Origin of the sequence: Acrocarpospora corrugata (genome assembly GCF_009687845.1) — a bacterium.
Classification (GTDB): Bacteria; Actinomycetota; Actinomycetes; order Streptosporangiales; family Streptosporangiaceae; genus Acrocarpospora; species Acrocarpospora corrugata.
In genome coordinates, this window is sequence record NZ_BLAD01000039.1 from 15,018 (window position 1) to 40,570 (window position 25,553).

Annotated in this window: 28 protein-coding genes and 3 pseudogenes; 16 read left to right on the plus strand and 15 right to left on the minus strand. The window is 69.0% G+C overall.

Annotated elements, in window-relative coordinates:
• Positions 1-51: 51 nt before the first annotated feature.
• Positions 52-985: pseudogene (locus Acor_RS06080) on the minus strand (AraC family transcriptional regulator).
• Between the two features lie 113 nt (positions 986-1,098).
• On the opposite strand from Acor_RS06080, the gene Acor_RS06085 reads away from it, so the two are divergent.
• From Acor_RS06085 to Acor_RS06095, 3 genes are all read left to right on the plus strand, one after another.
• On the plus strand, positions 1,099-1,971 hold the full coding sequence (locus tag Acor_RS06085; RefSeq protein WP_155335558.1) for an NAD(P)H-binding protein: 873 nt from the start codon (positions 1,099-1,101) through the stop codon (positions 1,969-1,971).
• A 152-nt stretch (positions 1,972-2,123) separates the two neighbouring features.
• Entirely contained in the window at positions 2,124-2,888 is a 765-nt protein-coding gene (locus tag Acor_RS06090; RefSeq protein WP_155335559.1) for a phytanoyl-CoA dioxygenase family protein, read from the plus strand.
• Positions 2,885-3,790: an AraC family transcriptional regulator gene (locus tag Acor_RS06095; protein WP_155335560.1), complete on the plus strand. Its 906-nt coding sequence runs from the start codon at positions 2,885-2,887 to the stop codon at positions 3,788-3,790. The genes Acor_RS06090 and Acor_RS06095 overlap by 4 nt, the downstream gene beginning before the upstream one ends.
• 8 nt (positions 3,791-3,798) lie before the next feature.
• Here Acor_RS06095 and Acor_RS06100 read toward each other — a convergent pair whose 3' ends face one another.
• The 5 genes from Acor_RS06100 to Acor_RS06120 all read right to left on the minus strand — a co-directional run bounded on the left by Acor_RS06100 (position 3,799) and on the right by Acor_RS06120 (position 7,584).
• On the minus strand, positions 3,799-4,107 hold the full coding sequence (locus Acor_RS06100) for a hypothetical protein (RefSeq protein ID WP_174876110.1): 309 nt from the start codon (positions 4,105-4,107) through the stop codon (positions 3,799-3,801).
• Positions 4,107-4,442 (minus strand): AbrB/MazE/SpoVT family DNA-binding domain-containing protein, encoded by a 336-nt coding sequence (locus tag Acor_RS45355; RefSeq protein ID WP_281353159.1) that lies wholly within the window; start codon positions 4,440-4,442, stop codon positions 4,107-4,109. The genes Acor_RS06100 and Acor_RS45355 overlap by 1 nt, the downstream gene beginning before the upstream one ends.
• A gap of 164 nt (positions 4,443-4,606) precedes the next feature.
• Positions 4,607-5,833, minus strand: coding sequence for a vWA domain-containing protein (locus Acor_RS06110; protein ID WP_246238458.1), 1,227 nt, complete (start codon positions 5,831-5,833; stop codon positions 4,607-4,609).
• Between the two features lie 11 nt (positions 5,834-5,844).
• Positions 5,845-6,840, minus strand: coding sequence for a sigma 54-interacting transcriptional regulator (locus tag Acor_RS06115; protein ID WP_246238459.1), 996 nt, complete (start codon positions 6,838-6,840; stop codon positions 5,845-5,847).
• Between the two features lie 582 nt (positions 6,841-7,422).
• Positions 7,423-7,584, minus strand: a complete 162-nt coding sequence (locus tag Acor_RS06120) for a LuxR C-terminal-related transcriptional regulator (protein WP_281353160.1) — start codon at positions 7,582-7,584, stop codon at positions 7,423-7,425.
• 8 nt (positions 7,585-7,592) lie between these two features.
• Here Acor_RS06120 and Acor_RS06125 point away from each other — a divergent pair, with 8 nt between their 5' ends.
• Positions 7,593-8,144 (plus strand): hypothetical protein, encoded by a 552-nt coding sequence (locus Acor_RS06125; RefSeq protein WP_155335563.1) that lies wholly within the window; start codon positions 7,593-7,595, stop codon positions 8,142-8,144.
• Between the two features lie 90 nt (positions 8,145-8,234).
• Here the strand turns inward: Acor_RS06125 and Acor_RS06130 are convergent, their stop codons facing one another.
• Positions 8,235-8,507, minus strand: coding sequence for a hypothetical protein (locus tag Acor_RS06130; protein WP_155335564.1), 273 nt, complete (start codon positions 8,505-8,507; stop codon positions 8,235-8,237).
• A 61-nt stretch (positions 8,508-8,568) separates the two neighbouring features.
• Positions 8,569-9,060 (minus strand): anthrone oxygenase family protein, encoded by a 492-nt coding sequence (locus Acor_RS06135; protein ID WP_246238460.1) that lies wholly within the window; start codon positions 9,058-9,060, stop codon positions 8,569-8,571.
• Positions 9,061-9,098: 38 nt separating this feature from the next.
• Between Acor_RS06135 and Acor_RS06140 the strand changes: the two genes are divergently transcribed.
• The 3 genes from Acor_RS06140 to Acor_RS06150 all read left to right on the plus strand — a co-directional run bounded on the left by Acor_RS06140 (position 9,099) and on the right by Acor_RS06150 (position 11,648).
• Positions 9,099-9,359, plus strand: coding sequence for a hypothetical protein (locus Acor_RS06140; protein ID WP_174876111.1), 261 nt, complete (start codon positions 9,099-9,101; stop codon positions 9,357-9,359).
• Positions 9,346-10,965, plus strand: coding sequence for a PQQ-binding-like beta-propeller repeat protein (locus tag Acor_RS06145; RefSeq protein ID WP_155335566.1), 1,620 nt, complete (start codon positions 9,346-9,348; stop codon positions 10,963-10,965). Before Acor_RS06140 ends, Acor_RS06145 begins: the two co-directional genes overlap by 14 nt.
• 101 nt (positions 10,966-11,066) lie before the next feature.
• The gene (locus Acor_RS06150; protein ID WP_155335567.1) at positions 11,067-11,648 is read left to right on the plus strand and encodes an RCC1 domain-containing protein; all 582 of its coding nucleotides are present in this window, start codon (positions 11,067-11,069) and stop codon (positions 11,646-11,648) included.
• A gap of 18 nt (positions 11,649-11,666) precedes the next feature.
• Here Acor_RS06150 and Acor_RS06155 read toward each other — a convergent pair whose 3' ends face one another.
• From Acor_RS06155 to Acor_RS06165, 3 genes are all read right to left on the minus strand, one after another.
• Positions 11,667-13,142, minus strand: coding sequence for an AAA family ATPase (locus Acor_RS06155; protein ID WP_246238461.1), 1,476 nt, complete (start codon positions 13,140-13,142; stop codon positions 11,667-11,669).
• Between the two features lie 64 nt (positions 13,143-13,206).
• Positions 13,207-14,151 (minus strand): acyltransferase domain-containing protein, encoded by a 945-nt coding sequence (locus tag Acor_RS06160; protein WP_155335568.1) that lies wholly within the window; start codon positions 14,149-14,151, stop codon positions 13,207-13,209.
• A gap of 94 nt (positions 14,152-14,245) precedes the next feature.
• Positions 14,246-15,142 (minus strand): oxidoreductase, encoded by an 897-nt coding sequence (locus tag Acor_RS06165; RefSeq protein WP_155335569.1) that lies wholly within the window; start codon positions 15,140-15,142, stop codon positions 14,246-14,248.
• Between the two features lie 89 nt (positions 15,143-15,231).
• Here Acor_RS06165 and Acor_RS06170 point away from each other — a divergent pair, with 89 nt between their 5' ends.
• Positions 15,232-15,897 carry a helix-turn-helix transcriptional regulator gene (locus tag Acor_RS06170; protein ID WP_155335570.1) on the plus strand — a complete coding sequence of 222 codons (666 nt, stop codon included), beginning with the start codon at positions 15,232-15,234 and terminating at the stop codon, positions 15,895-15,897.
• Positions 15,898-15,917: 20 nt separating this feature from the next.
• On the opposite strand, the gene Acor_RS06175 is transcribed toward Acor_RS06170, so the two are convergent.
• Entirely contained in the window at positions 15,918-17,117 is a 1,200-nt protein-coding gene (locus tag Acor_RS06175; RefSeq protein ID WP_155335571.1) for a low temperature requirement protein A, read from the minus strand.
• 535 nt (positions 17,118-17,652) lie between these two features.
• On the opposite strand from Acor_RS06175, the gene Acor_RS06180 reads away from it, so the two are divergent.
• From Acor_RS06180 to Acor_RS06210, 8 genes and pseudogenes are all read left to right on the plus strand, one after another.
• Positions 17,653-18,063, plus strand: a complete 411-nt coding sequence (locus tag Acor_RS06180) for a hypothetical protein (protein ID WP_155335572.1) — start codon at positions 17,653-17,655, stop codon at positions 18,061-18,063.
• Positions 18,060-18,215 carry a hypothetical protein gene (locus Acor_RS06185; RefSeq protein ID WP_155335573.1) on the plus strand — a complete coding sequence of 52 codons (156 nt, stop codon included), beginning with the start codon at positions 18,060-18,062 and terminating at the stop codon, positions 18,213-18,215. Before Acor_RS06180 ends, Acor_RS06185 begins: the two co-directional genes overlap by 4 nt.
• A 132-nt stretch (positions 18,216-18,347) precedes the next feature.
• Positions 18,348-19,457, plus strand: a complete 1,110-nt coding sequence (locus Acor_RS06190; protein WP_218034150.1) for a permease — start codon at positions 18,348-18,350, stop codon at positions 19,455-19,457.
• Between the two features lie 128 nt (positions 19,458-19,585).
• Positions 19,586-19,917, plus strand: a pseudogene (locus tag Acor_RS46630) (TetR-like C-terminal domain-containing protein).
• 472 nt (positions 19,918-20,389) lie between these two features.
• Complete coding sequence (locus tag Acor_RS06200) at positions 20,390-21,142, plus strand: hypothetical protein (protein ID WP_155335574.1); 753 nt, start codon at positions 20,390-20,392, stop codon at positions 21,140-21,142.
• A gap of 216 nt (positions 21,143-21,358) precedes the next feature.
• Positions 21,359-21,589, plus strand: coding sequence for a DUF433 domain-containing protein (locus tag Acor_RS06205; RefSeq protein ID WP_155335575.1), 231 nt, complete (start codon positions 21,359-21,361; stop codon positions 21,587-21,589).
• Between the two features lie 33 nt (positions 21,590-21,622).
• Positions 21,623-21,769: pseudogene (locus Acor_RS46140) on the plus strand (DUF5615 family PIN-like protein); the annotation flags it as partial.
• 387 nt (positions 21,770-22,156) lie between these two features.
• Entirely contained in the window at positions 22,157-22,699 is a 543-nt protein-coding gene (locus Acor_RS06210; protein ID WP_155335576.1) for a GNAT family N-acetyltransferase, read from the plus strand.
• Positions 22,700-22,769: 70 nt separating this feature from the next.
• Here the strand turns inward: Acor_RS06210 and folD are convergent, their stop codons facing one another.
• The 3 genes from folD to purU are packed head-to-tail and all read right to left on the minus strand — an operon-like array spanning position 22,770 to position 25,553.
• A complete protein-coding gene (gene folD / locus Acor_RS06215) occupies positions 22,770-23,636 on the minus strand; it encodes a bifunctional methylenetetrahydrofolate dehydrogenase/methenyltetrahydrofolate cyclohydrolase FolD (RefSeq protein WP_155335577.1) in 867 nt (288 codons plus the stop codon).
• Positions 23,633-24,622 (minus strand): carbohydrate kinase family protein, encoded by a 990-nt coding sequence (locus Acor_RS06220; RefSeq protein ID WP_155335578.1) that lies wholly within the window; start codon positions 24,620-24,622, stop codon positions 23,633-23,635. The genes folD and Acor_RS06220 overlap by 4 nt, the downstream gene beginning before the upstream one ends.
• 19 nt (positions 24,623-24,641) lie before the next feature.
• Entirely contained in the window at positions 24,642-25,553 is a 912-nt protein-coding gene (gene purU, locus Acor_RS06225; RefSeq protein ID WP_155335579.1) for a formyltetrahydrofolate deformylase, read from the minus strand.

Sequence of the window (25,553 nt, forward strand, 5' to 3'; positions counted from 1 at the left end):
GGAGGCGAAATTTGGCGGATGGCGTACCTGATCCGGGAAACTTCGCCGGGTTCACTCGCCCGAGCGATGGCGGCTCGGCGACACCCCGCGGACGCGTCTGAAGGCCACGCTCAACGCGAAGGGGTTGGCGTAGCCGACGTGCCGGGCGACCGCGTCGATCGTGGCGTCGGAGGAACGCAGCAGATCGGCGGCGAGCGCCATGCGCCAGCCGGTGAGGTAGGTCATGGGCGGCTCCCCCACGAGCGTGGCGAACCGGCGGGCGAACGCCGCGCGCGAGGCGCCCACCTTGCCGGCCAGCAGGGCCACCGTCCAGGGATGGGCAGGGTCGCCGTGGATCAGCTGCAGCGCCGGGCCGATCAGCGGATCGCTCTGCGCCTGGTACCAGCCGGGCGCGTGGGCCTCGGGGCGGGCGAACCAGGCGCGCAAGGTCGCGATCAGCGCCAGGTCCAGGAGCCGGTTGAGGACGACTTGCTGGCCGGGCCCTTCACCGTTGACCTCCTGTGCCAGCAGTTCCATGATCGGGGACTGCACGCTCGACCGGGGCACGAGTACGATCTCCGGCAGGGCGTTCAGGAGCCGCTCGCTCACCTCCCCGATGACCTGGTAGGTGCCGCTGGCCACGATCGCCGACCCGTCGGGACTGTATCCGCTCGTGCGCGGCCCGAGCCGCAGCTGGTCGGTGACGTCGACGTCGTCCATGGTGGTCAGGCGGTTACCCGGGCTTGACGATCACCTCTGGCGGAGTGGCCGGGTCGTCGCCGATCGTGTACGGCTTCGGCCCTTTGATGATGGTCACGTCCCCGGTGCGCATCAGCACCGGCTCACCCACGTCGGGCACGATCCAGGCGTGCCCGCGTAGGGCGGTGGCCAGAGCGAGCGTGGCCTCGTCGGCGATCCGCAGTGACCACGGTGGTTCGAGGATGGCCTGGCAGAACGCCGCGCTGCGGGCACGGACACCGTCGAGGAGGTCGGCGAGCGGGTCCACGCCGCCAGTGTAGACGGACAGAAATGCAAACGAGCGTACGGAATATGGATCGTCTTTCTGCGGGCGCGTTCACTGGATGGTGACGCACCTCGACGACTCACCGGAGGTATCCGATGTACGCGATCACTGGAGTGACAGGCCACGTCGGCGGCGCGGCGGCCCGGGAACTCCTGGCCAAGGGAGAAGCGGTGCGGGCCGTGGTCCGCGACAAGGCCAAGGCCGGAGCCTGGTCGCAGGCGGGCGCGGAGATCACCGTCGCCGACTTCGGCGACAGGGCGGCGCTGGCGAATGCCTTCCGTGGTTGCCGCGCGGCGTTCGTCATGCTGCCGACGGACCCGGCCCTGACCGATGCCGACGCCGATCATCGACGGCTGGCCGGCTCGATCGCCGGAGCGGTCCTCGACAGCGGGGTCACGCACGTGGTGATGCTCTCGTCGATCGGGGCGGAGCTGGCCGAGGGCACTGGCCCGATCCGCTGGCTCCACCACATGGAGGACCGGCTGCGGAAGACGGGCGTGACCCTGACCGCGATCCGCCCGCCGCACTTCCAGGAGAAGGTCGAGACCGTGCTCGGCGCCGCTCGCGAGCTCGGCGTCTATCCGGTCTTCGCCGACTCGGCCGACGTGCCCACTCCGATGGTCGCGACGCGTGACGTCGGCGTGGTGGTCGCCGAGGCGCTCTCGGCGCCTTCCCCGGCTGAGGAGGTCATCGGCCTGGACTGCCATCACTACACCGAGCGGCAGGTGGCCGAGGAACTGGGGGCCGTTCTCGGCCGGCCGCTGGAGGTGGTCACCGTCCCGCAGCCGGGATGGGCCGGCCTGATGGTGCAGGCGGGTGTCCCGCCCCAGCTCGCCGAGGAGCTCGCCGGCCTGTACGACGCCGAGCAGCGCGGCATCCTCCAGCCCAGCGGCGACAGGCACATCAGCTGCACGACGGAGCTGGGCGAGACGCTCCACCATCTGGTGAAGACCGAGGTCGCGTCGTGAGAGGCCATTGCGCAAGGCCAGGCCTGACGCCTCGGCAGGTCGGAGCAGTGCCGATCGCTTGTCCGTCTTACGAACATCGCTGTCCGCTGTGAGCCTGTCGCGGCGAGAACCGGCTTCCTAGTGTCGGGGTCGACCACTACTAGGAGGACACGATGACCGTGACCACGATCGATCTGCGAACCCTCGCCGGCCACTACGCCGAGCATGGGTACGTTCTGGTGAAGGGCCTGCTGACCAGGGATGAGGCGGCGGCGTACCGCCGGGTCGCCCATGACCTGCTCGGGCAGCCGGACCGAGACGAGGACCCGACCTGGGGTTCGGCCGCTGGGCTCGCGGCCGGTGCGCCGACGCGACTGCGGCACCTGCATGACGCGCAGTTCTACGCGGCGGCGTTCTCCCGGTTACTGGTGGATGAGCGGTTCACCTCCGTCGCAGCGGCCGTGCTGGGGGTGCCGAACGTACAGCTGCACCACACCAAACTGTTCGTGAAACCGCCGGAGAACGGCTCACCGTTCCCGCTGCACCAGGACCACTCGTTCTTCCCCCACACCCATCATCGGGTCGGCGCCGCGATATTCCACCTGGACGACGCGCCGGAGCACAAGGGCTGCGTCCGCGTTGTGCCGGGCAGCCACCTCCAGGGTCCGCGGGAGCACGACCCCGAGGGTGGCCATCACCTCACCGACGTACCGTTCGAGGCTGCGGTGCCGCTGCCCGCGGAGGCGGGGGACGTGCTGTTCTTCACCTACCTGACCGTTCACGGCTCGGGTGTGAACGTCAGCGACGAGGCCAGGACCACCTGGCTGGTACAGTTCCGCGACCCGGCCGACCCGCCGTCGATCCAGACGCACGACTCCTCACTGGGGCAGGGCATGATGCTGTCGGGAGTGGACCCGACAGGCAGGAGACCGGCTTGAGCTTGGCGGACGTGGCCGGTGCCGGTCGGCTGCCCGACCTGACCGGCCTGCTGGACACCTGCCACGTCGGAGGGTTCAGGGCTGACTTCGTCAGCTGGGGGTTCTACACCAAGCCCGCCTGGCGCAACTACTGGCACCGGCACTCCTTCCACGAGGTTTGCCTGGTCTACACCGGTGCGGGCCGGTTCAGCGTCGGCGGGGAACACCATGACGTCGGCACCGGTGAGGTGTTCCTGGCCAGGCCGGGTGATGTGCACGAGATCGAGTCGAGCCGGGAGGACCCGCTCGGCATCGCCTTCTGGGGCTTCACCCTGCGGGGCGGCCGGGAGGCTCCGGGTCCGGACGAGCGTGGCTGGTGGTCCGGCCTCACCGACCCCGCCGGTCCCGTGGTGTCGCGCCGTACCGGCTCGCTGGCCGAGGTCGTCACCGCACTCGCCGGGTACGCCGACCCGGTGCGGTCCGGGTACGACGCCGGCCTGGCCGGTCTCGGCGCCGCGCTGGTGGTGGACACCGCCAGGGCGTTCGCGAACGAGGACGACCTGGCGGTCGAGCCGCCTCCCAGGGACCGGCCGTCCCAGGTGGTGGCGGCGATGCGGCGGCACCTCGCCGACAACCTGTGCCGGCCGGTCAGGGTCAGGGATGTGGCCGCCACCGCTCACCTGTCCGAACGGCACGCCGAGCGGCTGTTTCGCGAGCAGACAGGCGCGTCCCTGATGGCGACCCTGCGCAGGATGCGGCTCGAACTGGCCGCCGCCCTGCTGCTGGACACGGGTCCCACGGTGACGGAAATGGCCAGGGCCTGCGGCTACCCCGACGTCCGCGCCTTCAGCACGGCTTTCCGCCGTTTGCACGGACACTCACCGCTTGAACACCGCGCCCGCAGCGGAACCCTGCACCTGTAGCGACAACCTTATGGGCCGGGTGGGGGCGTGAATATCGAATGAGTTCCGATCCGCCGCCACACCACGTGGGGCTCACCAGGGATCTGTTCCTCTCCGTAGCTGAAGGTGGCCCGCCCGTCACCGTCCCAAGTCATCTCAAAAACGCCGGGATGAGCGGTGACGCCCTTCACCCGCAGCCCTGGGCGGAAGGGCCGCTCGGGTGCGGCCAGATCAGGTACGAACGACTCCATCACGACCTTGCGGAACAGCGCCTGTCGCGACTCAGGGAGCTTCTTCCAGTCACGCTCGAATCGCGGCGTGGTCTCGAAGGTCGGCATCAGTCGTCCGCCGACCCCAGCTTGTCCAGGTGAGCGAACATGTCCTCCGCGGACTCGTGCTTGGTCCCTCGCTCAAGCCTGATGTCCTCGTCCGCCTCCCGCTCTCCCGCCAGCCACTCCGGAGCGAAGAACCAGGCCTGATCGGTGGGAATGGAGATGTAACCCCGCACAGTGATCGTGCCATCGTCCGCGACCGCGAACTCCACCTCGTCTCCCTCACCGATATGGAGTGCCTGACGAACCTCCTCTGGCAGGGTGAGCTGCGACTTCGCGCGAACCTTTGCGCGCGCTCTCAACCGCGGCTCCGGCTGTACCTTGCCTGAGAGCGTTGCCACGATCCACCTCCATCACACATTCGGATTCTCCGATAATCCGACTCTACCCGCTCATGCAGTCATCTACGCATCCGCTCATAGCCTCCGTGACCTTCAGGTACGGTGCCGTCCCCAGCCTGCTGGATACGGCCTGTTTGTTGGACGCACCGCCTGATTGGGCACAGCTAGCCGAGGACGACCACCCGTGCCCATTCGGGCGGCGCGTCCGGCACGTAGTCGGGATCGTCCTCGCCCCCCGATCCGGGTGCCCTGCTCCGAGGGAACAGTCCCACCACCGTCCGGCACGGTGGCCGCGCATCCGGCCAGGGGGTTTGACCGTCGGTCAGGATCACGATGACGTCAGGCCGCGGCCTTGCACGCAGCGCCTTGGCGAAGCCCGTACGTAGATCCGTCCCGCCACCGCCCACCAGCGGGATTCCCTCGGCGCGGCACAGCGGGTGCACGACCTGGGCCGCCGCATCGCACGACAGTACGCTGACCAGGTCGCGCCGACCGCCCACGACGCGGACGATCGCGGCGACCTCAAGAAGTGCGCTACCCAGTTCGGCGTCGCTGACTGACCCGGACGTGTCGATGATCACGGAGACCCGAGGCGGCCTGCGGCGCAGGCTCGGCAGGACGACACCGGGCAGGCCGGCGGACCGCCGCGACGGCCGGCCGTAGGTGTAGTCCTCACCCGCGCCGGGGCCGGAGGCCGCCGAGCGAACCGCCGCGCCGAGCAGTTCCCGCCACGGCTGCGGCGGGTGAAACGCCTCCTCCGCCCACCGCCGCCACCCCTTCGGGAGGTTCCCGGGGCGGCCGATGATGCCTTCCGCCACCCGGAACCGAACCGCGTCTCGTTCCTGTGGGCTGAGCCCGTTCGCGCCGTCCGGTCCGAGGTCCCACTCCCGTTCCATTCCGTCGGCGCCACTGCCACAGTCCAGCCAGACCAGATTCTGCGTGTACGGCCCGAGCCGGAACTGCCGCAGATAGTCCTCCATGAGTTCCCCCTCAGGCAGGCCGAGGACCCCCGGGTCGACGGCGCCCTCGGGCCGGACCAACCCGTCCCCGAAGACATCGTCGTTGATCTCGCAGTCCGCGGCGATGTTCATCCGCAGCCGGTCCCCCGGTCCGGTCAGTCCCCGCTCCAACGCGACCCGGTCGCTCCGCCCGTGATGGTCGCGCAGCAGGTGGGAGACCTCGTGTACCCACACCCCTGCCAGCTCCTCCACGGGGGTCCGATCAACGAACGCCGGCGAAACGTAGCATCGCCAGTTTCGGTCCACGGCCATCGTCGGCACGAGTCGCGACTCCACCGTGCGCAGCGCGAACAGCGCCGTCGCCAGGTAGGGCCGAGCCCGGACGGCGAGCAGCCGCGCGGCGAAGAGCTTCTCGAGGTCCAGAGTCCCCACTACGCCGGGCGTCATCGGCTCGGCCCCGCGACGGCGGCGACCCGCGCCGCGGCCTTGTCCGCCTGCCTGCTCAAGGACACCACCCCGGCGAGCTTCTCCATGGACGCCGGGACGTCCCAATCCGCGCGGCGCAGCGTGGCGAGTGTGGTCGCGGGGATGACCACCAGGTCCGGGGCTCCGGTCTCCAGCGCTCGGACCAGCAGTGCCCACGCCGCGTCCCAGCGAGACTTGTCCGGCCGCTTCCTGACAGCCTGGACCACGCCATCGAGTACGGCTTGGCGCAGGTCGCCCCGTTCCGGCAGGTCGGCAGCCGCCGGATCAGCCAGCAGCACCTCCGGGTCCGGGAGGTCCATCCGGTCCATGCTGGCCAGCAGTTCCAGCCCCGGACCGTCCCCTACCGCGCCCCGGACGAGCATGGACAGCACATCCCTGGACGTGTTCGCCGCGGTGGCGAAGGCGATCAGAACCAGTGCCATCTCCCAGCTGCGGGGTGAGGGCCATGCCCCGCCCCGGCGGGCTTCGTTACTCGGCAGCCGATGCACGAGGGCAGGGCGGGCGGCGAGGAGCCCGCACACCGCACGTCGGGCGAACGTCACGGCCGCTGACAACCGATCCGGGTCGAGCCGTGGCAGCGACGCATGCGGCCAGGTCCCGCCCAGGCCGCGCACCACGACGTCGTGGTCATGAACCCACTGCAGATGAACGAACCGGTTGGCCAGGGGCGCGCTCAGTTCCCAGCCGTCGGCTGCGGAGGATCGCGGATTGGCGGCCGCCACGATCCGTACTCCGGGGGGAAGACGCAAGGCGCCGACCCGCCGCTCCAGCACGAGGCGGAGTAGAGCGGCCTGGACGGCCGGCGGTGCGGTGGACAGCTCGTCCAGGAAGAGCAGCCCCCGGCCCGCCTGGGCCAGGCGCACGGCCCAGTCCGGCGGGGCCATCGGGATGCCCTGTACTGCGGGGTCGTCACCGACCACGGGCAGGCCGGAGAAGTCAGACGGTTCGTGCACGCTGGCGATCACTGTGGTCAGCGACAGGTCAAGGGCTGCGGCGAGCTGCTTCAGGGCCGCGTGTTGCCGATCCCGGCTCTCCCCACAGCAGCACCGGCAGGTCGGCTGCCACGGCCAGGGTCAGCGCCTCCAGCTGGGTATCGATGCGCGGCTCTGTGGCCGTGTCCTGGAGCAGGGCGAGCAGATCGGCGGCGCGTCCAGCCGGGAGAGATGGGCCGGACCAGAGAATACGGTGGTGGTGGCGGACGGAGATGCGGGCATTAGAGATCACCTCTGAGGTCAGGTTGAGCCGGTACGGGAACGCGGTGAGACAGTGCGAGGAGGACGAGGACCGCAAATCAGCGGGACATCGCGTGGCGCGGATGTGCGCGGTTGCCACCGGGACTGAGGCCCGGACGGTCAGCCGGGCCCTGTCCGAGCTCGGCCAGTCCGGCCCGGAAGAGCCCATGGGCGATTCGCCGCAGCGCAGCCGTCTCCAGCTCGTCCCGAAGGGCGCCCCTGGGCAGCTGCGCGTCGCCGTCCATGCCTCCACCCTCGCGTCTCCCCTTACGGGAGACTCAAGCCCATCCTCCAGGAACGAGATCAGAGGTGGGCGTCGCGGGCTCGGGCGACGGCCTCCGCGCGGCCGGAGACGCCGAGTTTGGCGAAGATGTTCGACACGTGGTTGCGGATCGTCTTCTCACTGAGGAACAGGCGCTGGGCGATGGCGTGGTTGGTGAGGCCGGCGCCGACCAGGTCGGGCACGCGACGGTATGGCACCCGCCCAAGCGCTCACCGACACCTTCGAGGCATTGGCCCGACGCCGGGCCCTGCGGCTTCCACTGACCGGCCTCACCCTCCACGAGCTGGCCCAACTGGCTCCCGCCGGCACACCGGAGGACAATCTGCGGTCCCCGCACGATCGCACCGGCGGCAACCCCTTCTTCGCCACGGAACTCATCGGCCACCGGGCCGCCGGCGCGGTCCCGCCCGGGGTGCGCGACGTGGTACTCGGCCGGATCAGCCGCCTGCCCCGGCCCACCGCCGACCTGCTGCGCCTCGCCGCGACGACCGGCGGCGAGTTCGACCTGGCGCTGGTCGCCCGGGTCGCCGGGCTGTCCCTCGGTGCGGCACTCGACCGGCTGGAGCCCGCCATGGCCGCCGCCCTCATCACCGAACGATCCCCCGGGTGCTTCGGCTTCGCCCACGCCGTGGTTCGGGAAACCCTGACGGAGGGCATGTCGTCCCTGCGCCGGGCTCACCTGAACGCCGAGATCGCCCCGCGGAAGAACACCTTGGCGGGCCCCCGGCCGTGCCCACCATGAACACCACGCGTCGCGATCCGCCGGCCCGCTCCGGTATCACGACACCACTGCCGGCGCCCCGGAGGGCTGGGCTGACCGTTGCCTTATGGTTCACCGGTCGCGAGCCGCGATGGCCAAGGCGATGAAATCACGAAACCGTGCGAACTCCTCCTGGTTCATCTTCAGGCTCACTCCGCCTATGACCTGGTCATCGCCCCGCCTGGCACCGAGCCGGACCTTGAACCCATCACCGTGCGGCTTGACGTCCGCTCCTAGAAACGCCACGTGGTAGCGGCTGCTCTCGGACAGACCCCGGTGAAAGATTTCAAGGGTCCTACCGTCCTGCACCAGGATGTAATCGCCGAGCTGAAACTCCGCCGCCATGACTCCCGCTTCGAACCGTGTGGATAACAGCGCCCAACTGTCCCATACGATCCAGGTCGGCCTAGCGATTGAGAATCGGCGCCATCCGTACGACCGAATCCGGGCTGTCTGCTCTTACGCTGCCGCCCTGGTCGACCGCCTGCGCGACCAGGAGTCCGGCGAAGGCCGTCACCGCCATCACGGTGCGCACCGCGTGCAGCGTCCACCAGCTCTCGCGGGCATCGGTCCAGTCAGCCGGCAGCTGGTCGGCGTTCCAGGAGTTCGCGAGCAGATTGAGCGGCTCCAGCTGGGTCACGGTGAGCACGATCGTGGCCGCGATCAGCAGCAGGGCGGCGACGCTGAGCCCGAAGACGAGCCAGCCGCGCCGGTACGAAAGTACGCACGTCGCCAGGAGCAGCGCGAGGCAGGTGAGCAGGAGCACCGGCATGGCGCGGCCGTAATCGATGTTGAGCGCCTGCCAGTACCGCACGTAGGCGGGTCCGGGCAGCAGGCGCAGCGACGGAGCGAGCACGGTGAAGAAGACACCGCCGGCGAACAGACCGAGCAGCAGCAACGCGCATCCTGCGCGCCGCCGCGGCCGCCGATGCGCAATTGACCGACCTGCTGGCGAGCACGGAGCAGCAGCGACTGATCGGCAGCCGGGACCCGGCCGAGCACCTGGCCGCGATCGGCGTGCTGCGCACCGGGCTGGCCGTCGAGCGGGCCGCCGATCAGATCTACGCCCTGACCTCCTTCGAGCTGACCGAGCGGTTCACCGAGGTCTGCGGCTGGAGCGTGCAGGACTGCCAGAACTGGCTGGCCCGGATACTGGCCGAGACCCTGCTCGAACCGGTCGGCCGTGAACGTGGCTGAGCCCGACGAGGGCGCGGTGGCGTCCGTCCGGCAGGTGCTCGGTGACGGTCCGTTCGCGGAGGTCGGCGAGGCGTGTGTGGTCCTGACCGATCCCACCGGTGAGCACATCGCCGTCGGCGGCTCGCCGGGTTACCTCCAGTGGACCGGGCGCGACGTCGGCAGGACCACTGGCACGAGGGCCTGGCATCGCGTCGGCGTCTACGCGGCCCGCACGCTCCGGTGCAGGTGGTTGCTGCGGCTGCGCTGGGACGTCAACGCCCTGGCCTTCCATCCCGAACGCCCGATCCTGGCCATCGGTTCTGGCTCCTACGACGGCGGCCACATGTTCGAGGGCGAGCTGATCATCCTCGACCTCGACTCCGGTCGTGGCGTCTCACTCCTCGACAGGTCCCGGGAGGTCACCCAGCTGCGCTGGCGGGACGGGCAGACGCTGGAACTGACCATGTCGGTACGCGACGACGATGAGCTGGAGGAGCTCGGCACCTCCGCGGTGGCCACCACGATCACGCTGGACGACTGGACGGCCGTCCGCGCGCGTTCGGTACGCGTCGCCGACCTGCCGGCCACGCCGGTCGAAGGGGTTGACGGCACCAACCGGGCCACCGCCGAGGCCGCCCTGCGCGCCATCGCCGCCGAGGCCGGGCTACGGCGGGTGCTGCGTAGCCACGTGTGGGCTGTCGCGGCGCTCGCCGACGGGCGGGTCGTGGCCGGTCTCGACCGGGTGGCCGCCGAATGCTGGACCGGGGCGGGCGAGCCGTTGTGGTCGCTGCCCGCCGACGGCACGGGCTGCCAGATCCTCGTCGACCCCGGCGGCGCGACCGCGACCGTCAACAGCTCAAGGGGACGGCGCTGGGACGACTCGCGCGCCACCATCGAACGCGTCGGCCTCGCCGACGGCTCCCGCGAACCGCTCCACGTCCTCGGCCATTCCGCCGTGATCACTACCGACGACGGCGGCCGTCTCGCCGTACGCGACACCTCCCACGGCGCACACCGGCCGACGCTGGTCTTCGATCCATCCGGCGCGCTGGTCGCCGAGGTCCAGCTGGGCGGCTACGACCTGTTCAACCATTTCCTCGACATTCGCCGGGCTCCCACTCTGCTGTTCCTCAAAGGCATGGGACAGCAGTCGTACGAGGACAAATGGGTGGTGGCTTTGGACCCGGCGGGACAGGTCATCGAGCGCCTGTTCCCGCTGGAGTGGGATGCCGACCGTGGCGGGCACATCCGCGACAGTCCCGGAGTGTTCATCAGCGACGCCGAAGGCGATGCGGTGATCCATGCCAGCATCGTCCACAACGGACTGCCCTCGCTGCCCGCCAACGTCCAGGTGGTACGCCGGTCCTACCCTGACGGTCGCGCCCAGTGGACTCACGCCGCCATCCACCAGGTCACCGCGGTGGACGCCCTCGATGGCATCGTCTATGTGTCCCTCAACTCGGGTGAACTACTCGCGCTCCGCGCCACCGACGGACACGTCCTCGGCCAACAGAAGCTCATGGTCAACGGTCATCCCGTCGTCCCGCTGTCCCTGGGCACGCACCCGCCCGACACTGTCGTCATCGGCACCCTGGACGGGCGCATCCTCGTCTGCCAGACCGGCTGACACAAGACCAGATACGTGAGTTTCCCGGCCAGAAGTGGACCTGGGCGGGCCGCGTGAGCCCTCGTTACCTTCACTGAGTTAGTCGTGGAAATGAGGGGGAAATGGCCAAAAACTGGCTGAAAATGATGGCGGCCGTGTCGCTCACGGTTGCCGCGCTCGTGCCGGGGGGTCCCGCGTCGGCGGGTCCGCAGGTCGTCGGGCAGGCCCTGAGCTGGGGCAACAACACCTTCGGGCAGTTGGGGCCGAATGTGCCGCCGTCCAACAGTCAGCGGGTGCCGGTGAACATCCCCGGCGACTTCGTCGCCGTTGCCGGAGGCACGTACCACAGTCTCGGTCTTGCCGCCGATGGCACGGTCTGGGCCTGGGGCGGGAACTCCTTCGGTGAGCTGGGCGACGGGACCGACACCTCGCACACCACCCCCGCGCCGGTGCCGGGCCTGACCGGCATCGTCGACGTGGCGGCCGGATTCGGCACCAGCTACGCGCTCGGCTCCGACGGCCAGGTCCGGTCCTGGGGGAACAACCAGCAAGGCCAGCTCGGGCTCGGTGCGTTCGGGGGGACGCACCGCACACCGGCGCTCGTCAGCGGGCTGCCCGAAATCGACGACGTCGAGTCCGGGGACCAGCATGTCCTGGCCAGAACCCCCGACGGCTTCGTCTACAGCTGGGGCTGCGCTCTATAGGCCGTCCGTCCCAACCGGTCACGAACCTGTGTACAACCGCTCCAGTCCTACCAACTGCACCCGCCCGTCGCTGCGGGCCGCTGCCTCCTGCAACGCCGGCATGAACCCCACCCCGCTGAACAGCAGCAGCCGCCCCGGCGCCTCGCCCCTGGCCGCGAGTAGCGCCGCCACCCGCTCCAGCCGCTCCAAGTGCCCGAGCCCCACAATGTCCCCCCACTTGGCCTCCCCAATGGCGAGCAGCACGCTGTCGGGGCCACGGACTGCCACGTCCACCTCGTGGCCCGTACGGGTGGCGACGTCGTGAACAACCCCGGACTGGACGCTTCCGGCCATGTCACCCAGCGTCTCCTCAGACGCGAAATCCTCACACCACACCCGGCACATCCGCTCGTACACCGGCCCCGCCACGTTGCTGCGGAAGCGGGGCTGGGCGGTGTGCCAGATCCGCTCGGTACGCCCCTGCCGCACCCGTTCCAACTGCGCCCAGTAGGGCCGCATGATCGAGTGGTAGAAGCGGACCAACGGCTCGGTGATCCGGTACTCAGAGCGGTTCCGGCGGAAGGCGTCAGGGTCGGCCACCAGGAGGCCGGCGTCCTCCAGCACGGTCAGGTGGTGGGAGATGTCGACGGCCTTGCGCTCGATTCTGCCCGCGATGCCGCTGCGGGTCGCGTTGCCCTCGGCGACCGCGGCCAGGACCGTGTGATAGAGGCCGGTGTCGCGTAGCGCCGGATCCTCGGCGAGCAGGAAACGCACCTCGCGGAAAAGGGGACTGGCCGGGTTGAGCACGTATTCGACGACCCAGCGGTCGAAGTCGGCCAAGCCCGCCGGGGCGATCCCGGCCAGATACTCGGTGCGGTAGGCGGGGGTGCCGCCGACGACGAAGTAGACCAGGGCCGCCAGGCGAGGCTCGGCCGCCAGCCCCCAGAACTCGGCGGCCTGCCGGAAGTTGAAGGTGGGCACCACCAGTTCCAGCCCGGCCCGCCCGCGCAGCGGCGCCTGACCGGAGAGCAGGCCGCCCATGAAGGAGATCGACGATCCGCACAGCAGCAGACGTGACCTGGACATCCCCCGCTGCTCGCGGCGTGGCGACAGTGCTTTCTGGATGACCGACGGCAAGTCCTTGGCGTCGCGTACCAAATAGGGGAACTCGTCCAGGACGACGGGGACGGTCCGCTCGGCGCCCAGGAAGAGCAGGCCGTCGATCGCCTCCTCCCAGTTTTCGAACCTGACCCGTCCCGGCGTCCCGGCGAAGGCGGAGACGGCCTCGCCGAGTTGGCGCAGTGCCTCCGCCCTGGGCACGGCCTCGGTGGCGGCGTAGTAGAAGCCGCCTGTCTCCTCGCAGACGGCTTCCAGCAGGAACGTCTTGCCCTGTCGGCGCCGTCCGGAGACCACGCCGAGGGTGGCGCCCCGGGACTCGTTGGCGACGAACCGCGAGAGCTGTTCCCACTCCCACTCGCGGTCGAACATGTCCGATGGCCGCGGCAACGACATCATGACCTTCAATTTTTAGGAGTACAGTACTTAAAAGTGTACTCCTAAATCCGCACCGGGGGTGTGGCTAGATCGGGAAGCGGCCGCGGCGCCACTGCCAGTGGCGGCCGGCCTTCAGGTGGTCGACGATCGCGCGCTGGAGCACGGTGCGGCGGGGCAGCTGGTCGAGTGGCGTGGTCAGGGAGCGGAACACGAACCGCAGCACCTCGACGTCGGCGTTCAGCCCTTCCGGCTCCTCGTAGGGTTCCAGCTCGAACCTCCGCTGGAACCGGGCGATATTGGAGTCCGCGGGCAGGTACTCCAGCAGCTGCGGGTCGAGCAGCCACGAGCCGCAGCCGAACGCCGTGTAGCGCTCGTCGGGAAAGTGGCGCGGGAAGAACGCGCGGGCCTCGTCGAGCGACGCCGCGACCGCCTCCGGAGTCATCGGCCCCGACTCGAAGATGTGCACGTCGAGGGTGGCGCCGCCGCGGTGGTACTGCAGCCGGCCCAGCTCGTAGACGCTGCCGCGCGCGTGCAGCGTCAGCCAGCTCTGCATGACCGGCCAGCCCTCGCGGTTCATCCGCCGGTCGATCGCGAGGTTGCGGCCCAGGTCCGCGAGGGTCAGCCACGACACGGCATCGGCGATGCCGTGGTCGCGGTGGTACTCCATGACGACGTCGACCAGGGCCAGGTATGCGTACACATAGAGATGCCGCCAGGCGGGGCCCCGTTCGCGCGGCAGCTCCGGACCGGGCGCCAGCCAGCCGTGGCCGCCGAGATCGGCGCGGACCAGGGCGATCGAGCGGTCGAGCAGCCAGCGCAGCTCCGGAGTCCACAGCGGGGAGCCGGGGTCGGGCCAGCCCGCCATGATCTCGGCGACGTCGTCCGGCCGCACCGCGAGCCGAGCGAGGATCGCGGGCGCGTCGGCCTTGGCCGGCAGCGGAGCCGACGGCCGATCACCGGCGAGCTGGTGTACGCGGTCGACGTCCTCGACGGATACCCCGAGCCGGGCGGCGGTGTCGTCCAGATCCACGCGGCCGATCCTACCGGGGGTCCACCGGCCCAGCCATTGGGCAATTGTTTTTCGCGTGCGATTTAGCAATATGAAAGAACCGAATTACTCGGTGTCAGTCCGCGAGCGTGGCATGGTCTTGAGGTGTCAGGCGAATATGGCTCGCCCCCATGTTCTCCTCCAGGTGGTCAAGGGAACCGGTGCCGGGAATGGCGAGGAGCGCGGGTGATTTCGCCAGTAGCCAAGCGAGTGCCACCTGGGCGGAGGTTGCCTGGTGGCGGGCCATGACCTGTGCTATCCGGGTCGGGTCGATCGGACGATAGCCGCCACCGAGCGGGAAGAATGACACGAACGCGATCCCGGCCTTCTCGCACTCTGCCAGAAGCTTGGCGTCGCCCTGATCCTGCACGTGAAAACTGTTCTGCACGGCCGCTACCGGGGCGATCTCCCGCGCCTCCGCCAACTGGGCGGCTTTGACGTTGCTGACGCCCAGATGGCGGATCAGCCCCTCCTCGCGCAGCTGGGCGAGGGCCGCGAACCGGGTGGCGATCGACTCCCCACCGGGGGCGGTCATGCCGCCCACCCGCAGGTAGACGAGGTCGAGCCGGTCCACGCCAAGGGTGCGCAGGTTGTCCTCGACCAGGCCCCGGAGCTGCTCCGGCCCGGCCTGGTCGGTCGGAAGTCCGTCACTGCCGAACAATGGCCCGACTTTCGCCGCGATCACCAGGTCTTCTTTGTACGGCGCGAGCGCCGTCCGGATGAGTTCGTTGGCCACCACCCCGCCCCTGCGATAGAACCAAGCCGTATCGATGTGATCGACGCCCAGTTCGACCGCACGGCGAAGCACCGCGATGCCGGTCTCCGGGTCACGTACGGCCCCCTGAAAAGTGCCGGCCGGGAGCCGCATCGCTCCGAAGCCGAGCCGGTGTACGGGAAGCTCTCCACCGAGAAGGAAATTTCCCGAGAGGGCCGCAGGGCTGGCTGAATCTGAATACGCGTTGTCCGTCGTCATGCCGGTCAGCCTCCCCCGGGTTTGTACAGTGGCCCAACGCGATGGCAGCAAACTGCCATCGCCCGCACCATGACGGGGATGATGAACAAGTGACTGCCGATCAGGTCCTCACGGTCCGCGGTGACGCGGAACTCATCGCCCGCGCCGGTCATCTGTTCACCGGAGCCAAGCACGAGTTCGTGTGCGCGGCGCGTGACCTCAACACGTGGTCCCTGCCCTCGGCGCGACAGTCGATCAGCAGCAAAATGCTGGCGGCCAGCGAAGTCGGCTTCGCCGTGAACAAACTCCTCAGCCCGGTCGCGCTGACCGACGAAGCGGCCCGGCTACACCTCCGCCAGGTCATGTCAAAGGGCGCCCGAGTGCGGATCAGCTCGACCCAGCTCCCCTACGAGACGATCATCATCGACCGGCGGGTGATGATCCTCGCCGGCCGTGACGCACCGGTCCAACGCGAGTTCACGGTGACCACCTCACCGACGCTGGTCGGTGGCGTGTACGCCCTCTTCCAAGCTGCCTGGGCGACCGCCACCGACCTCGCCGCCTATTTCCACGGAGACGTGCCACACCTCGACGCGGACAGCCTGACGGTCCTCCGCGCCCTCGGTGCGGGACACACCGACGAGACCGCGGCCAGACAACTCGGCCTCTCCCTGCGCACTTACCGGAGACGCGTCGCGGAATTGATGGCGAAACTGGAGGCCGACTCTCGATTCCAGGCCGGTCTGCGTGTGGGCGAACTCCGACTCAACGAGTAATCGAACGCGTGATAACAGCCTTAGCTTTCTTCTGGCCGGCCGAGCCTGCGCATCACCGCGGGATAGCTCACCTGCCAGTACGCCACCGCGAGCAGCCCCACCACGATCCACCACGCCGCCAGCCCGCCCCCGAAGACCGCAAGCAGCACGGGCACCAGCACGGCCGGCAGGGCCCAGCCGAGCAGCCAGCGCAGGGGGGACCGGGCGGCGGCGCCCAGGACGGCGGAGGTCAGGAAGTAGGCGGTCATTCCGCCGCAGAGGGTCCAGCGGACGGCGGTGGCGAGGTGGCCGTCGGCGTGTTCGGCGAGGGCGCCCAGGCCGGCGGCGGTGGCCGCGACTCCGGCGGTCATCGCGAAGTGGGCGGGTAGCGTGATCCGGGCCTGTAGGCCGCCGAACCCGGGCACGGCGGCGGCGCCGTACTCCAGGGTGAGCCACCACAGGCAGACCAGCAGGCCGAAACCGGCCAGGGCGGCGGCGCTGAAGGCGGGAGTCCAGCCGATCTCCCCCGCCGCCACGACGACCTGCATGACGGCCTCGCCGAGCACGATGATCACGAAAAGGCCCAGGCGTTCGCCCAGGTGCGGGGTGTTGAGCCGGGCCACGGCCGGGAGGGCGATCCGCCGGGGCGTCCGGCCGCGCAGCTGGGAGCGCGCCTGCTGGCGCTGAGCCTCGTCGCGGAGCACGGACAGTCTCTGCTCGGGGTGACGGCTCTGCAGGTAGGAGATGACGATGTCGGCCGCCACGCCGAAGCCCCAGAGCCAGTACCGGCCGGGCGCGTGCACCCAGATCGAGATGATCCAGGGGATGAGGCCCGCGCCGTACTGGGCGGCGGGCCAGGCGCCGAGGAAGGTGCCGGTCCTGATCCAGGTGCGGGTGGCGAGCACCCGGCAGGCCACGTACGCGATGGCGAACACGCGCGCCCGATCCCCCGCGGCTTCCGGGATGGCGGCGGCCATCACCGCGATGCCGAACATGGCGATCAGCATGGACTGGCGGCGGGTGCGTTCGCCGGCCACGTTGGCGTAGAGGGTGAAGCTGGTCCAGACGCTCCACACCGCGTAGTAGAGCACGATGAACAGGCCCGCGTCGGCGAGCCCGACCGGGTGGCCGGGGCTGGGGTGGAGCACGTGCGCCAGCTGAGCGACCGCGACCACGATGATCAGATCGAAGAACAGCTCAAGCCAGCTGGCATGCCGCTCCGGAACTTCGTGCTCAGCCATGAGCTGCAAGGTACTGGCATGGGCGGTTCGCGCCAATTCGTCTTGCCTGGCCGGGCGGGCGATCCCCCACTTTGTCCCGCCCTGCCCTGGAGATCCAGGAGCCCGATCCGCAACCTCGTCAGCTCGTCCGCCGGGAGCTCAAGGTGAGGCCGGCGCGCATGATGCTCCGGCAAACCCCCGACGGCCCTGTCGAGTTCCCGATGCGGTACGCGCCGATCCTCCAGAATCTGGGGGAAAGCACGACCTCGTCGTCTGAGGAAGAGCCACTGACCCTGAAGCCGGGGCCGACACTTACGCCGTCGAGGAAACAGCCGGTCCAGCCGCCGAGCAAATCGCTCACTCCCACGCTGTCGACGCAGTTTCCGAGCACCTCGGACGCAAGCCGCTCGAATCCTCCCAGCGCAAGCTGCGGCGGGAGAAGGTTCAACATTTCGAGGAGTCCGACGCCAGCGGGCCGAGAAGGCTGGTGACCCGTGCTGAGGGTGGCCCGTCGCAGCGGACGAGGTCCCCCACCGGGAGATCGCAGACGCTGGCCTTGACGAAGAGGCGCGGGAACCGGCTGGCGGACATGGACCGGCAGGACATGACTCGCTACCGCCTGAACGCGGCCCGCGACATGGAATTCGTCCAGGCTCTGTACAACGACCTGTACATCGAGGGCGTACTCGCCGTCGACACGGAGACACTGCGGCAAAGAATCTACGCGAGGCTGGGCTTCAGCGCGCTCGGCTATCTGGGCAAGGCGATCACGGAAGCGGAGATCTTCCAGCTCATCGCGGGCGCCGGGCCCGGGACGTACAACGTCGTCAACCAGCTCATGGCGATGGGCGGCACCGATATACGGGACGCGCTGAAAACGGGGACTATTTCTCCTTCTCATATGCGCGGTATCCGGGCTTCCGCCCTACCCAGGAGCAACGGCAACGGCAACGGCGTCTCATCGTGAACGTCGCCAATCAGCAGGCGGGCATCAAGATCTTGCGAGGGCTCCTGCCGCTGTTCAACGACAAGGGCGTGGAGAAGTACTTCAAGGAAGTCAAGGTGTTTTCTCGCCACCGTGGCCCTGCCGCTGGAGGATGTGAAGAACGACAAAGCTGATCCAGATGGCTTTCCTGGTGCACGGCATTCACCCGGCCATGCCGCACCGCCACCAGCCCTCGACCACCTCGTGACGTTCCGCCCCGCGTGTCCGGGGCCGCGTTGCCGCGGGCGGCGGGAAATGCTGGCGGGATGTTGGATGCCGTTCTGCGCGCACTGGCCGTCGCGGGGGCCATGACCTGGGAGATCACCTGGGCGTTGGTGCTCGGATTCGCGTTGTCCGCCGTGGTGCAGGCGGTGGTGGCGAAGTCGACTGTGGTCGCGTTGCTGGGGGATTGTCGTCCGCGTACGCTCGCGGTGGCCGCGGGGCTGGGGGTCGCCTCCTCGTCCTGCTCGTACGCGGCGGTGGCGCTGGCGCGGTCGTTGTTCCGTAAGGGGGCCGATTTCACGGCGGCGATGGCGTTCGAGATCGCGTCCACCAATCTGGTGGTCGAACTCGGGGTGATTCTGGCGCTGCTGATGGGCTGGCAGTTCACGCTCGCCGAATTCGCCGGCGGGTTCGTCATGATCGTCGTGGTGGCGGTGCTTTTCCGGGTGTGGCTGCGGCCCGGTCTGGTACGGCAGGCTCGTACACAGGCCGAGCGCGGGCTGGCGGGGTCGATGGAAGGCCACGCGGCGATGGACATGTCCGTAGGGGGGCGGAGGCTTTTCTCCGGGGAGGGATTCACCGCCACCGCGCATGTCTTCGTCATGGAGTGGGCGGCCATTCTGCGCGACCTGGTGGCGGGACTGCTGATCGCGGGCGCCATCGCGGCCTGGGTGCCGGACTCCTTCTGGCAGGTGTTCTTCTTCTCCGACGATCCACTGGCCGCGAAACTGTGGGGCCCGGTCATCGGCCCGCTGGTGGCCGTCATGTCGTTCGTGTGCTCGATCGGGAATGTGCCGCTGGCGGTGGTGCTGTGGAAGAGCGGAATCAGCTTCGGCGGCGTCATCGCGTTCATCTTCGCCGACCTGCTGATCCTGCCGATTCTGCACATCTACCGGAAGTACTACGGCCTGAGAATGACGCTGTTCCTGCTGGGGACTTTCTATCTCGCCGCCGTCGTCGCCGGGTACGCCGTGGAATTCCTCTTCGGCGCTCTCGGTCTCATCCCCGACCAGGCGCACGCGCGACTTCCGGCCGAAGGCATCACGTGGAACTACACGACGTGGCTGAACATCGTCTTCCTCGTTCTAGCGGGGATGCTGCTCGTCCGGTTCTTCCGCACGGGCGGCTTGGGCATGCTCCGGGCGATGGACTAGTGGTATTAGGTACAGCGCACGTACGCAACCTGGAGGACCTGCGCGGACGGATCGCGCTGCTGGCGGCGGACGAGAAGACCATTCGCGTCGCGGAGGCCACCGCCGGGCGAGCCGGCAAGGACGCGCTGGTGGCGTACGCGAACGCCTGGCGGAAGTACGCCCACGACCACCCGGGCCGGTACACGGCGACGCAGATCCCGATAGCGGTCGACCCCGAATTCCTGGCCCGTGCGTCCGGGCCGCGACGCGCGGTCGAACTCACCTACAGCATGCTGCGCGCCTACAAACTGAACGAACCCGACCTAACCGACGCGGTCGGCTGATGCGCAGCATGCTCCACGGCTTCAGCAACCTTGAGGCCGCAGGCGGTTTCGCGCACGCACGCCCAGCGGACGCCTCCTGGACCCGCTGCCTCGACGCCCTGCACCCCCTCCTCGAGCGCTGGCCCGCATCTCAGTGACACGCCTGAGTCGGGAGGTAGGTGCCCAGTTTCTCGTGGAACCTGAGCTTGCGCCGCTGGGCCCCGGGGCGCGCGTCCGGTGACGTGACGGCTGGCGAAAGGAGAGGCTGGCACGGACGGGTTAATCGTGAACAAAGACCTTCGTCGCTGATCCCCAGCAGCAGAGCCCGAGCCTGCCAACCAGGGTGAGACCACGAGATCCGCCAGGTACGCCATAGAGCGCGGAGCAGGGCGGCAAAGGTTCGGAAATACACAATTCATACCGTGGCGTAATGGCGAGCGCGGTGATCGAATGCCCATCGGTCCTTCGATCGAGAAATGTCGATTTCCATCCAAAGGGGATTTGATGGGACGGTTCGCTAGAAGTACGGGTGTTGCCATTGTCGCGGGGGCGGCGCTCATTTCGACGTCGTCGCCTTCAGCGGCGGCGTCCCTCCCCCGGCCACGCGTCGTGTCGGTGCCGTGCAGTGCCATGGCACTGTCCAACGCGATCACCGCGGCCAACGCGACACCGTCGATCCTCCGGCTGGCGCCTGCCTGCGTGTACGACCTCACCGCCGAGCTACCGCAGATCACCGGGAGGGTTTCACTCATCGGAAAAGCCACCACGATCAGGCGCGATGCGGCCACGCCGAATATCCGCATCCTGGACGTGGGCGTCACCGGCAGGCTGGAGGTCGAGGGACTTTTCATCCTCAACGGAAATCTCTCCACGGGGAACGGCGCGGGGATCCGGAACGCGGGCACCCTGATCGTGCGTCTCAGCCTGGTATCCGGAAACACCGCGAACTCCGGCGACGGCGCCGGAATCTACAACTCCGGCGGCGCACTGATCAGAAATTCCACAATCGAGACAAATTTTGCCCCAAACGGCAATGGCGCCGGAATCTACAATAACGGCGATATGACCGTTTACTACGCCAGGCTCATCGGAAACGTCACCAACAACCTGGGTGGCGGACTCTACACCGCCGCGGCCCACACGACGCGTGTCAGCAAGACCGTCATCAACGCCAACACCTCCGCGCTCGGGTCCGGTGCCGGATTCGCCAGCGCGGGCACCACCTCACTCTTCCGCTCGCGAGTCGAATACAACAGGGGCACGTCAGGCGCCGGTATCGCCGTCGTGGCCCCTGGCACCGTCACACTCAAATACTCGGTCGTACGCCGTAACAACAACGGCAACTGCGTACCGGTGAGCACCATCACCGGCTGCGTGGGCTGACAGAAGCGCCCGGGGGCAGAACAGTCTCCGCCCCCGGGCGCTCCCGCCATTCGGCGCGCCCCGGCGAAGGCGCCGATGACGATCTCCTTCTGTGCGTCGAGATAGGTCGGAGGGGAACGTCAGCGCAGGTCCAGCGCGGTTTTGCCGTCTCTCCCAGCGCATCTCAGTCGCCCCTTCAAGGCCAACCTGACAGTATTGGGCATGAGGGGAGACACCATGAACTTCGATCGGATCGCTGTCGAGCCCGACAAGCTTGAAGGCAAGCCCACAATCCGGGGTCTGCGCATCACTGTCGAGACCGTCGTCCGGCTCGTCGCCGCCGGATGGACCTTCGAGGACATCCTCTTCGACTACCCGGACCTGAAGCGTGCGGACATCAGGCAAGCCCTTGAGTACGCGGCGGCCTCGACCAACGTCCACTTCTACCGCCTTCGCGAGCCTGCGTGAACTTCTGATCGACGAAAACCTCTCTCCCCCCGCGTTGCCGAGCTGTTGACCAAGGCCGGTCACGACTCAGTTCACGTCCGGGATCTTCAAGCCACGAGTGCGCCCGATACAAGGATCATGGCCCTCGCAGTAGCCGACAGCCGCGTCATCATCTCCGCGGATGGTGCGAGAACTGCTTGAGTTCCGACCACAGGACTTGGTCAACATCATCCTCAACCATCTCGATGTTCTCGAACCGCATCTCCGGACGCGTGCCATCGCTGCGTTTACCACCTCTGGCATCCGAGTCCGGACACTCCCGCTCCGCTAGAGAGTTTCAAGAGATGACGTTATGTAGTTCTATCGTCACGGTTGAATGGCGGGCTGACCGCGCAGGTGTGCGTGCGATACCGAAGCAGGTCAGCGTAGGTCCAGCGCGAGTTTCCAGGCGCAGGTACGCGTCGACCCAGGCGGGAGCGGCCAACTGGTCTCGGTCGCGGGTCAGACAGCCAGCCGTACTGACAAATCCTTTGGCTCGTGGGTAAAAAGCAGATGCCTACGGGGGAAGTGGCCGATTAGCCTCCGGGGGTGGAGTTTCGAGAAGAGCGGCCGGGTGACGCGGACGCGGTGCGTCAGGTTTGTCTGCGAGCGTTCGGTGATGAGGGTGTGGCCGATCTGGTCGAGACCCTGCGTGAGGGGATGGGCTCCGGTGGGGGGTTCGCCCTGGTGGCCGAGGATGCGGGGCAGGTCGTCGGGCATATCGCGTTCACCCGGAGTCTGCTCGATGCCCCGCGGCGGCTGGTCGATGTGCTGGTGCTCAGTCCGCTGGGGGTGCTGCCCGAACGGCAGCGGCAGGGCATCGGGTCGGCCCTGGTCCGCGCCGGGCTGGAGGCTCTCGGCCAAGGGGAGAGCCCGCTCCTGTTCCTGGAAGGTGATCCGGGCTATTACTCCCGCTTCGGGTTCGTCTCGGGGGCCGAGTTCGGCTTCCGCAAGCCGTCCCTGCGCATCCCCGACGCCGCATTCCAGGTGATCAGACTTCCGGCGTACGAGCCGTGGATGACAGGGACGCTGGTCTACTCCGAGCCGTTCTGGCGTCACGACGCCGTCGGACTCCGCGACCCCGACGCCTGACGGCCTCACGGCCGGAGATCGTCTCCTTCGCCCGAACTGTTCAGCGCGTCGCCGCCGATCGCGGTGGCGCTCAGCTGCTCAGGAAGGTTGCCCCGTAGGCATTGGCGGGGAGGCGTGCGGCCGTGGCCGTGTTGGCGAGGAGCATCGCGATCGTCATCGGGCCGACGCCGCCGGGGACGGGGGTGATGGCGCCGGCCACCGTGCGGACGGCGGTGAAGTCGACGTCGCCGCGCAGGCCGTCCGGGGTGCGGTGGATGCCGACGTCGATCACGGTCGCGCCGGGTTTCACCGCGTCGGCGGTGATCAGGCCGGGCAGGCCGGCCGCGACGATGAGGATGTCCGCGCGACGGCAGGCCGCCGCGAGGTCGCGGGTGCGTGAATGGCACACGGTCACCGTCGCGTCGCGGCGCAGCAGCAGTTGCGCCATGGGTTTGCCGACCAGGTTGGAGCGCCCGACGACGACGGCTTCGGCTCCGGACAGGGCGATTCCGTGGGCGTCCAGGAGTTCGAGGACCCCGAGGGGGGTGCAGGGGCGCAGCCCTGGGCGGCCGAGCGCGAGACGCCCGGCGCTGGTCTCGGTCAGGCCGTCCACGTCCTTCTCCGGCGGGATCAGCGACACCAGCGCGGCGGCGTCCAGGTGCGGCGGCAGCGGCAGCTGGAGCAGGATGCCGGTGACGCCGGGATCGTCGCCGAGCGCGTGGATGGCGGCGGCGAGCTCGTCCTGGGTGACGTCCGCGCCGAACTTGCGATGCAGGTCGCGGATGCCCGCCGCCACGCAGCGCCGCCGCTTGTTCCGCACGTAGATGGCGGAGGCGGGGTCGTCTCCGACGAGGACCGTGGCGAGCCCGGGCACGCGGTCGGACGCGGCGATCTCGCCGGCCGCGCGGGCCACGACCTGCTCGGCGACGAGCCGGCCGTCCAGGATCTTCGCGGTCATCCGAACACCGTCCGCAGGTGGGGACCGATCGCCGCCGCGGCAGCCGGGCCGTACGCGGCGGAGAGTCGTTCGGTTCCGTCTCGCGCGGTGAGCGTCCATTCCTGGCTGCCGACGCTCTCCAGCACGGCGGTCGCGATCAGCGAGGCCAGCTGGGCCGCGTGTTCGACGGGGAGCCCGCTGTCGACGCCGGCCAGGAATCCGGCCCGGAAGGCGTCGCCCACCCCGGTCGGGTCGAGGATCTCCCTGGCCGGTACGGCGTCCACCTGGAGGTCTATGCCGCCGCCGACCAAACGGGCGCCCTTGTCGCCGAGGGTGGTGACGCGGAGTCCCACCCGTTCGGTGATCTCGCGTTCCGCCCAGCCGGTGCGGCGGACGAGCAGTTCCCATTCGTACTCGTTCGTGAACAGGTATCCGGCTCCGTCGACCAGGGCCCGGCAGTCGTCGCGGTCCAGGCGGGGAAGCTGCTGCGACGGGTCCGCGGCGACGGCCACGCCGAGCCGGTGGGCCTGGACGGTGTGGGCCAGCATGGCTTCCGGGTCGCCGGCCCCGACGAGCACCAGGGCGACCCGGCGGGACGCGAGGACCGGCGCCAGGTCGATCGAGCTGGAGGAGGCCATCGCGCCCGGGTAGAAGGACGCGATCTGGCACTGGTCGTCGTCGGTCATGCAGCTGAACCTCGGGGTGTGCGCGCCGTCGACGGTCAGTACGCCGCCGCAGTCGACGCCGTGCCGTTCCAGCCAGGAGCGGTAGTCGGCGAAGTCGGCGCCCACGGCCCCCACCAGCACCGGGTTCTTGCCGAGGACGCCCAGCGAGAAGGCGATGTTGGCGGCGACGCCGCCGCGCCGGATCTCCAGGTCGTCGACGAGGAAGCTCAGCGAGACCCGGTCGAGCTGTTCGGCGATGAGGTGCTCGCCGAACCTGCCGGGGAAGTGCATGAGGTGGTCGGTCGCGATCGAACCGGTGATCGCGATGGGGCCGATGGCCATGGGTGTGCCTCCTGGGCGGTCAGAAGACGACGGTGGTGGAGCCGTCGACGAAGACGCGGTCGGCGCAGTGCCAGTCGACCGCCCGGGCCAGCACGGCCCGCTCGATGTCGGCACCCTTGCGGACCAGGTCGGGCACGCCGGTCCGGTGCGACACGCGGACGACGTCCTGCTCGATGATCGGGCCCTCGTCGAGGTCCTCGGTGGCGTAGTGCGCGGTCGCGCCGATGAGCTTGACCCCGCGCGCCTTGGCCCGCTCGTACGGCCCGGCCCCGGCGAACGCCGGCAGGAACGAGTGGTGGATGTTGATCACCGGTACGCCGACGTCGTCGAGAAAGTCCCCGGACAGGACCTGCATGTACCGGGCCAGCACCACCAGATCGACCTGGCCCGCGATCGCGTCCAGCTGGGCCGACTCGGCCTCCGCCTTCGTCGCCGGGGTGACCGGGATGTGGACGAAGGGCGCGCCGAACCCGGCCACGTCCCGCTCCAGGTCGGCATGGTTGGAGATCACCGTGACGACCTCGACCGGCAGTTCGCCGCGGCGCGCCCGCCACAGCAGGTCGAGCAGGCAGTGGTCGTGCCGGGAGACGAAGATCGCGACCCGGGTGGGCGTCGCCGCCGGCCGTACCCGGAAGGTGGCACGCAGGCGCCGCGCCACCTCGAACTCGAACTGCCGCTCAAGCAGCTCCAGCCGCTCCCGTACGCGCCCCAGCTGGAACTCGGTGCGCAGCATGAACCGCCCGCCGCGGGAACCGGTGGAGAACTGGTCGGACTGGAGGATGTTGGCGCCCTGCCGGTAGAGGAAGGAGCTGATGAGGGCCACGATGCCGGGACCGTCCGGGCATGAGACGACCAGGCGTGCGATGTCGTCGGGACCGGCTGGTCCGGCCGGGGCGAGCGCGACGGGCTGGGCCGAAACGGCGATCGACAC

Bases quoted from the DNA above. Each gene is read 5' to 3' on its own strand.
- Acor_RS06200 (WP_155335574.1), top strand. From the start codon at position 20,390: ATGGCACTGTCCAACGCGATCACCGCGGCCAACGCGACACCGTCGATC.
- Acor_RS06130 (WP_155335564.1), bottom strand. From the start codon at position 8,507: ATGGCGGCGGAGTTTCAGCTCGGCGATTACATCCTGGTGCAGGACGGT.
- Acor_RS06165 (WP_155335569.1), bottom strand. From the start codon at position 15,142: ATGACGACGGACAACGCGTATTCAGATTCAGCCAGCCCTGCGGCCCTC.
- Acor_RS06150 (WP_155335567.1), top strand. From the start codon at position 11,067: ATGGCCAAAAACTGGCTGAAAATGATGGCGGCCGTGTCGCTCACGGTT.
- Acor_RS06205 (WP_155335575.1), top strand. From the start codon at position 21,359: ATGAACTTCGATCGGATCGCTGTCGAGCCCGACAAGCTTGAAGGCAAG.
- Acor_RS06155 (WP_246238461.1), bottom strand. From the start codon at position 13,142: ATGATGTCGTTGCCGCGGCCATCGGACATGTTCGACCGCGAGTGGGAG.
- Acor_RS06100 (WP_174876110.1), bottom strand. From the start codon at position 4,107: ATGCCGACCTTCGAGACCACGCCGCGATTCGAGCGTGACTGGAAGAAG.
- Acor_RS06090 (WP_155335559.1), top strand. From the start codon at position 2,124: ATGACCGTGACCACGATCGATCTGCGAACCCTCGCCGGCCACTACGCC.
- Acor_RS06125 (WP_155335563.1), top strand. From the start codon at position 7,593: ATGGCACCCGCCCAAGCGCTCACCGACACCTTCGAGGCATTGGCCCGA.
- folD (WP_155335577.1), bottom strand. From the start codon at position 23,636: ATGACCGCGAAGATCCTGGACGGCCGGCTCGTCGCCGAGCAGGTCGTG.
- Acor_RS06190 (WP_218034150.1), top strand. From the start codon at position 18,348: ATGTTGGATGCCGTTCTGCGCGCACTGGCCGTCGCGGGGGCCATGACC.
- Acor_RS06220 (WP_155335578.1), bottom strand. From the start codon at position 24,622: ATGGCCATCGGCCCCATCGCGATCACCGGTTCGATCGCGACCGACCAC.
- Acor_RS06085 (WP_155335558.1), top strand. From the start codon at position 1,099: ATGTACGCGATCACTGGAGTGACAGGCCACGTCGGCGGCGCGGCGGCC.
- Acor_RS06175 (WP_155335571.1), bottom strand. From the start codon at position 17,117: ATGGCTGAGCACGAAGTTCCGGAGCGGCATGCCAGCTGGCTTGAGCTG.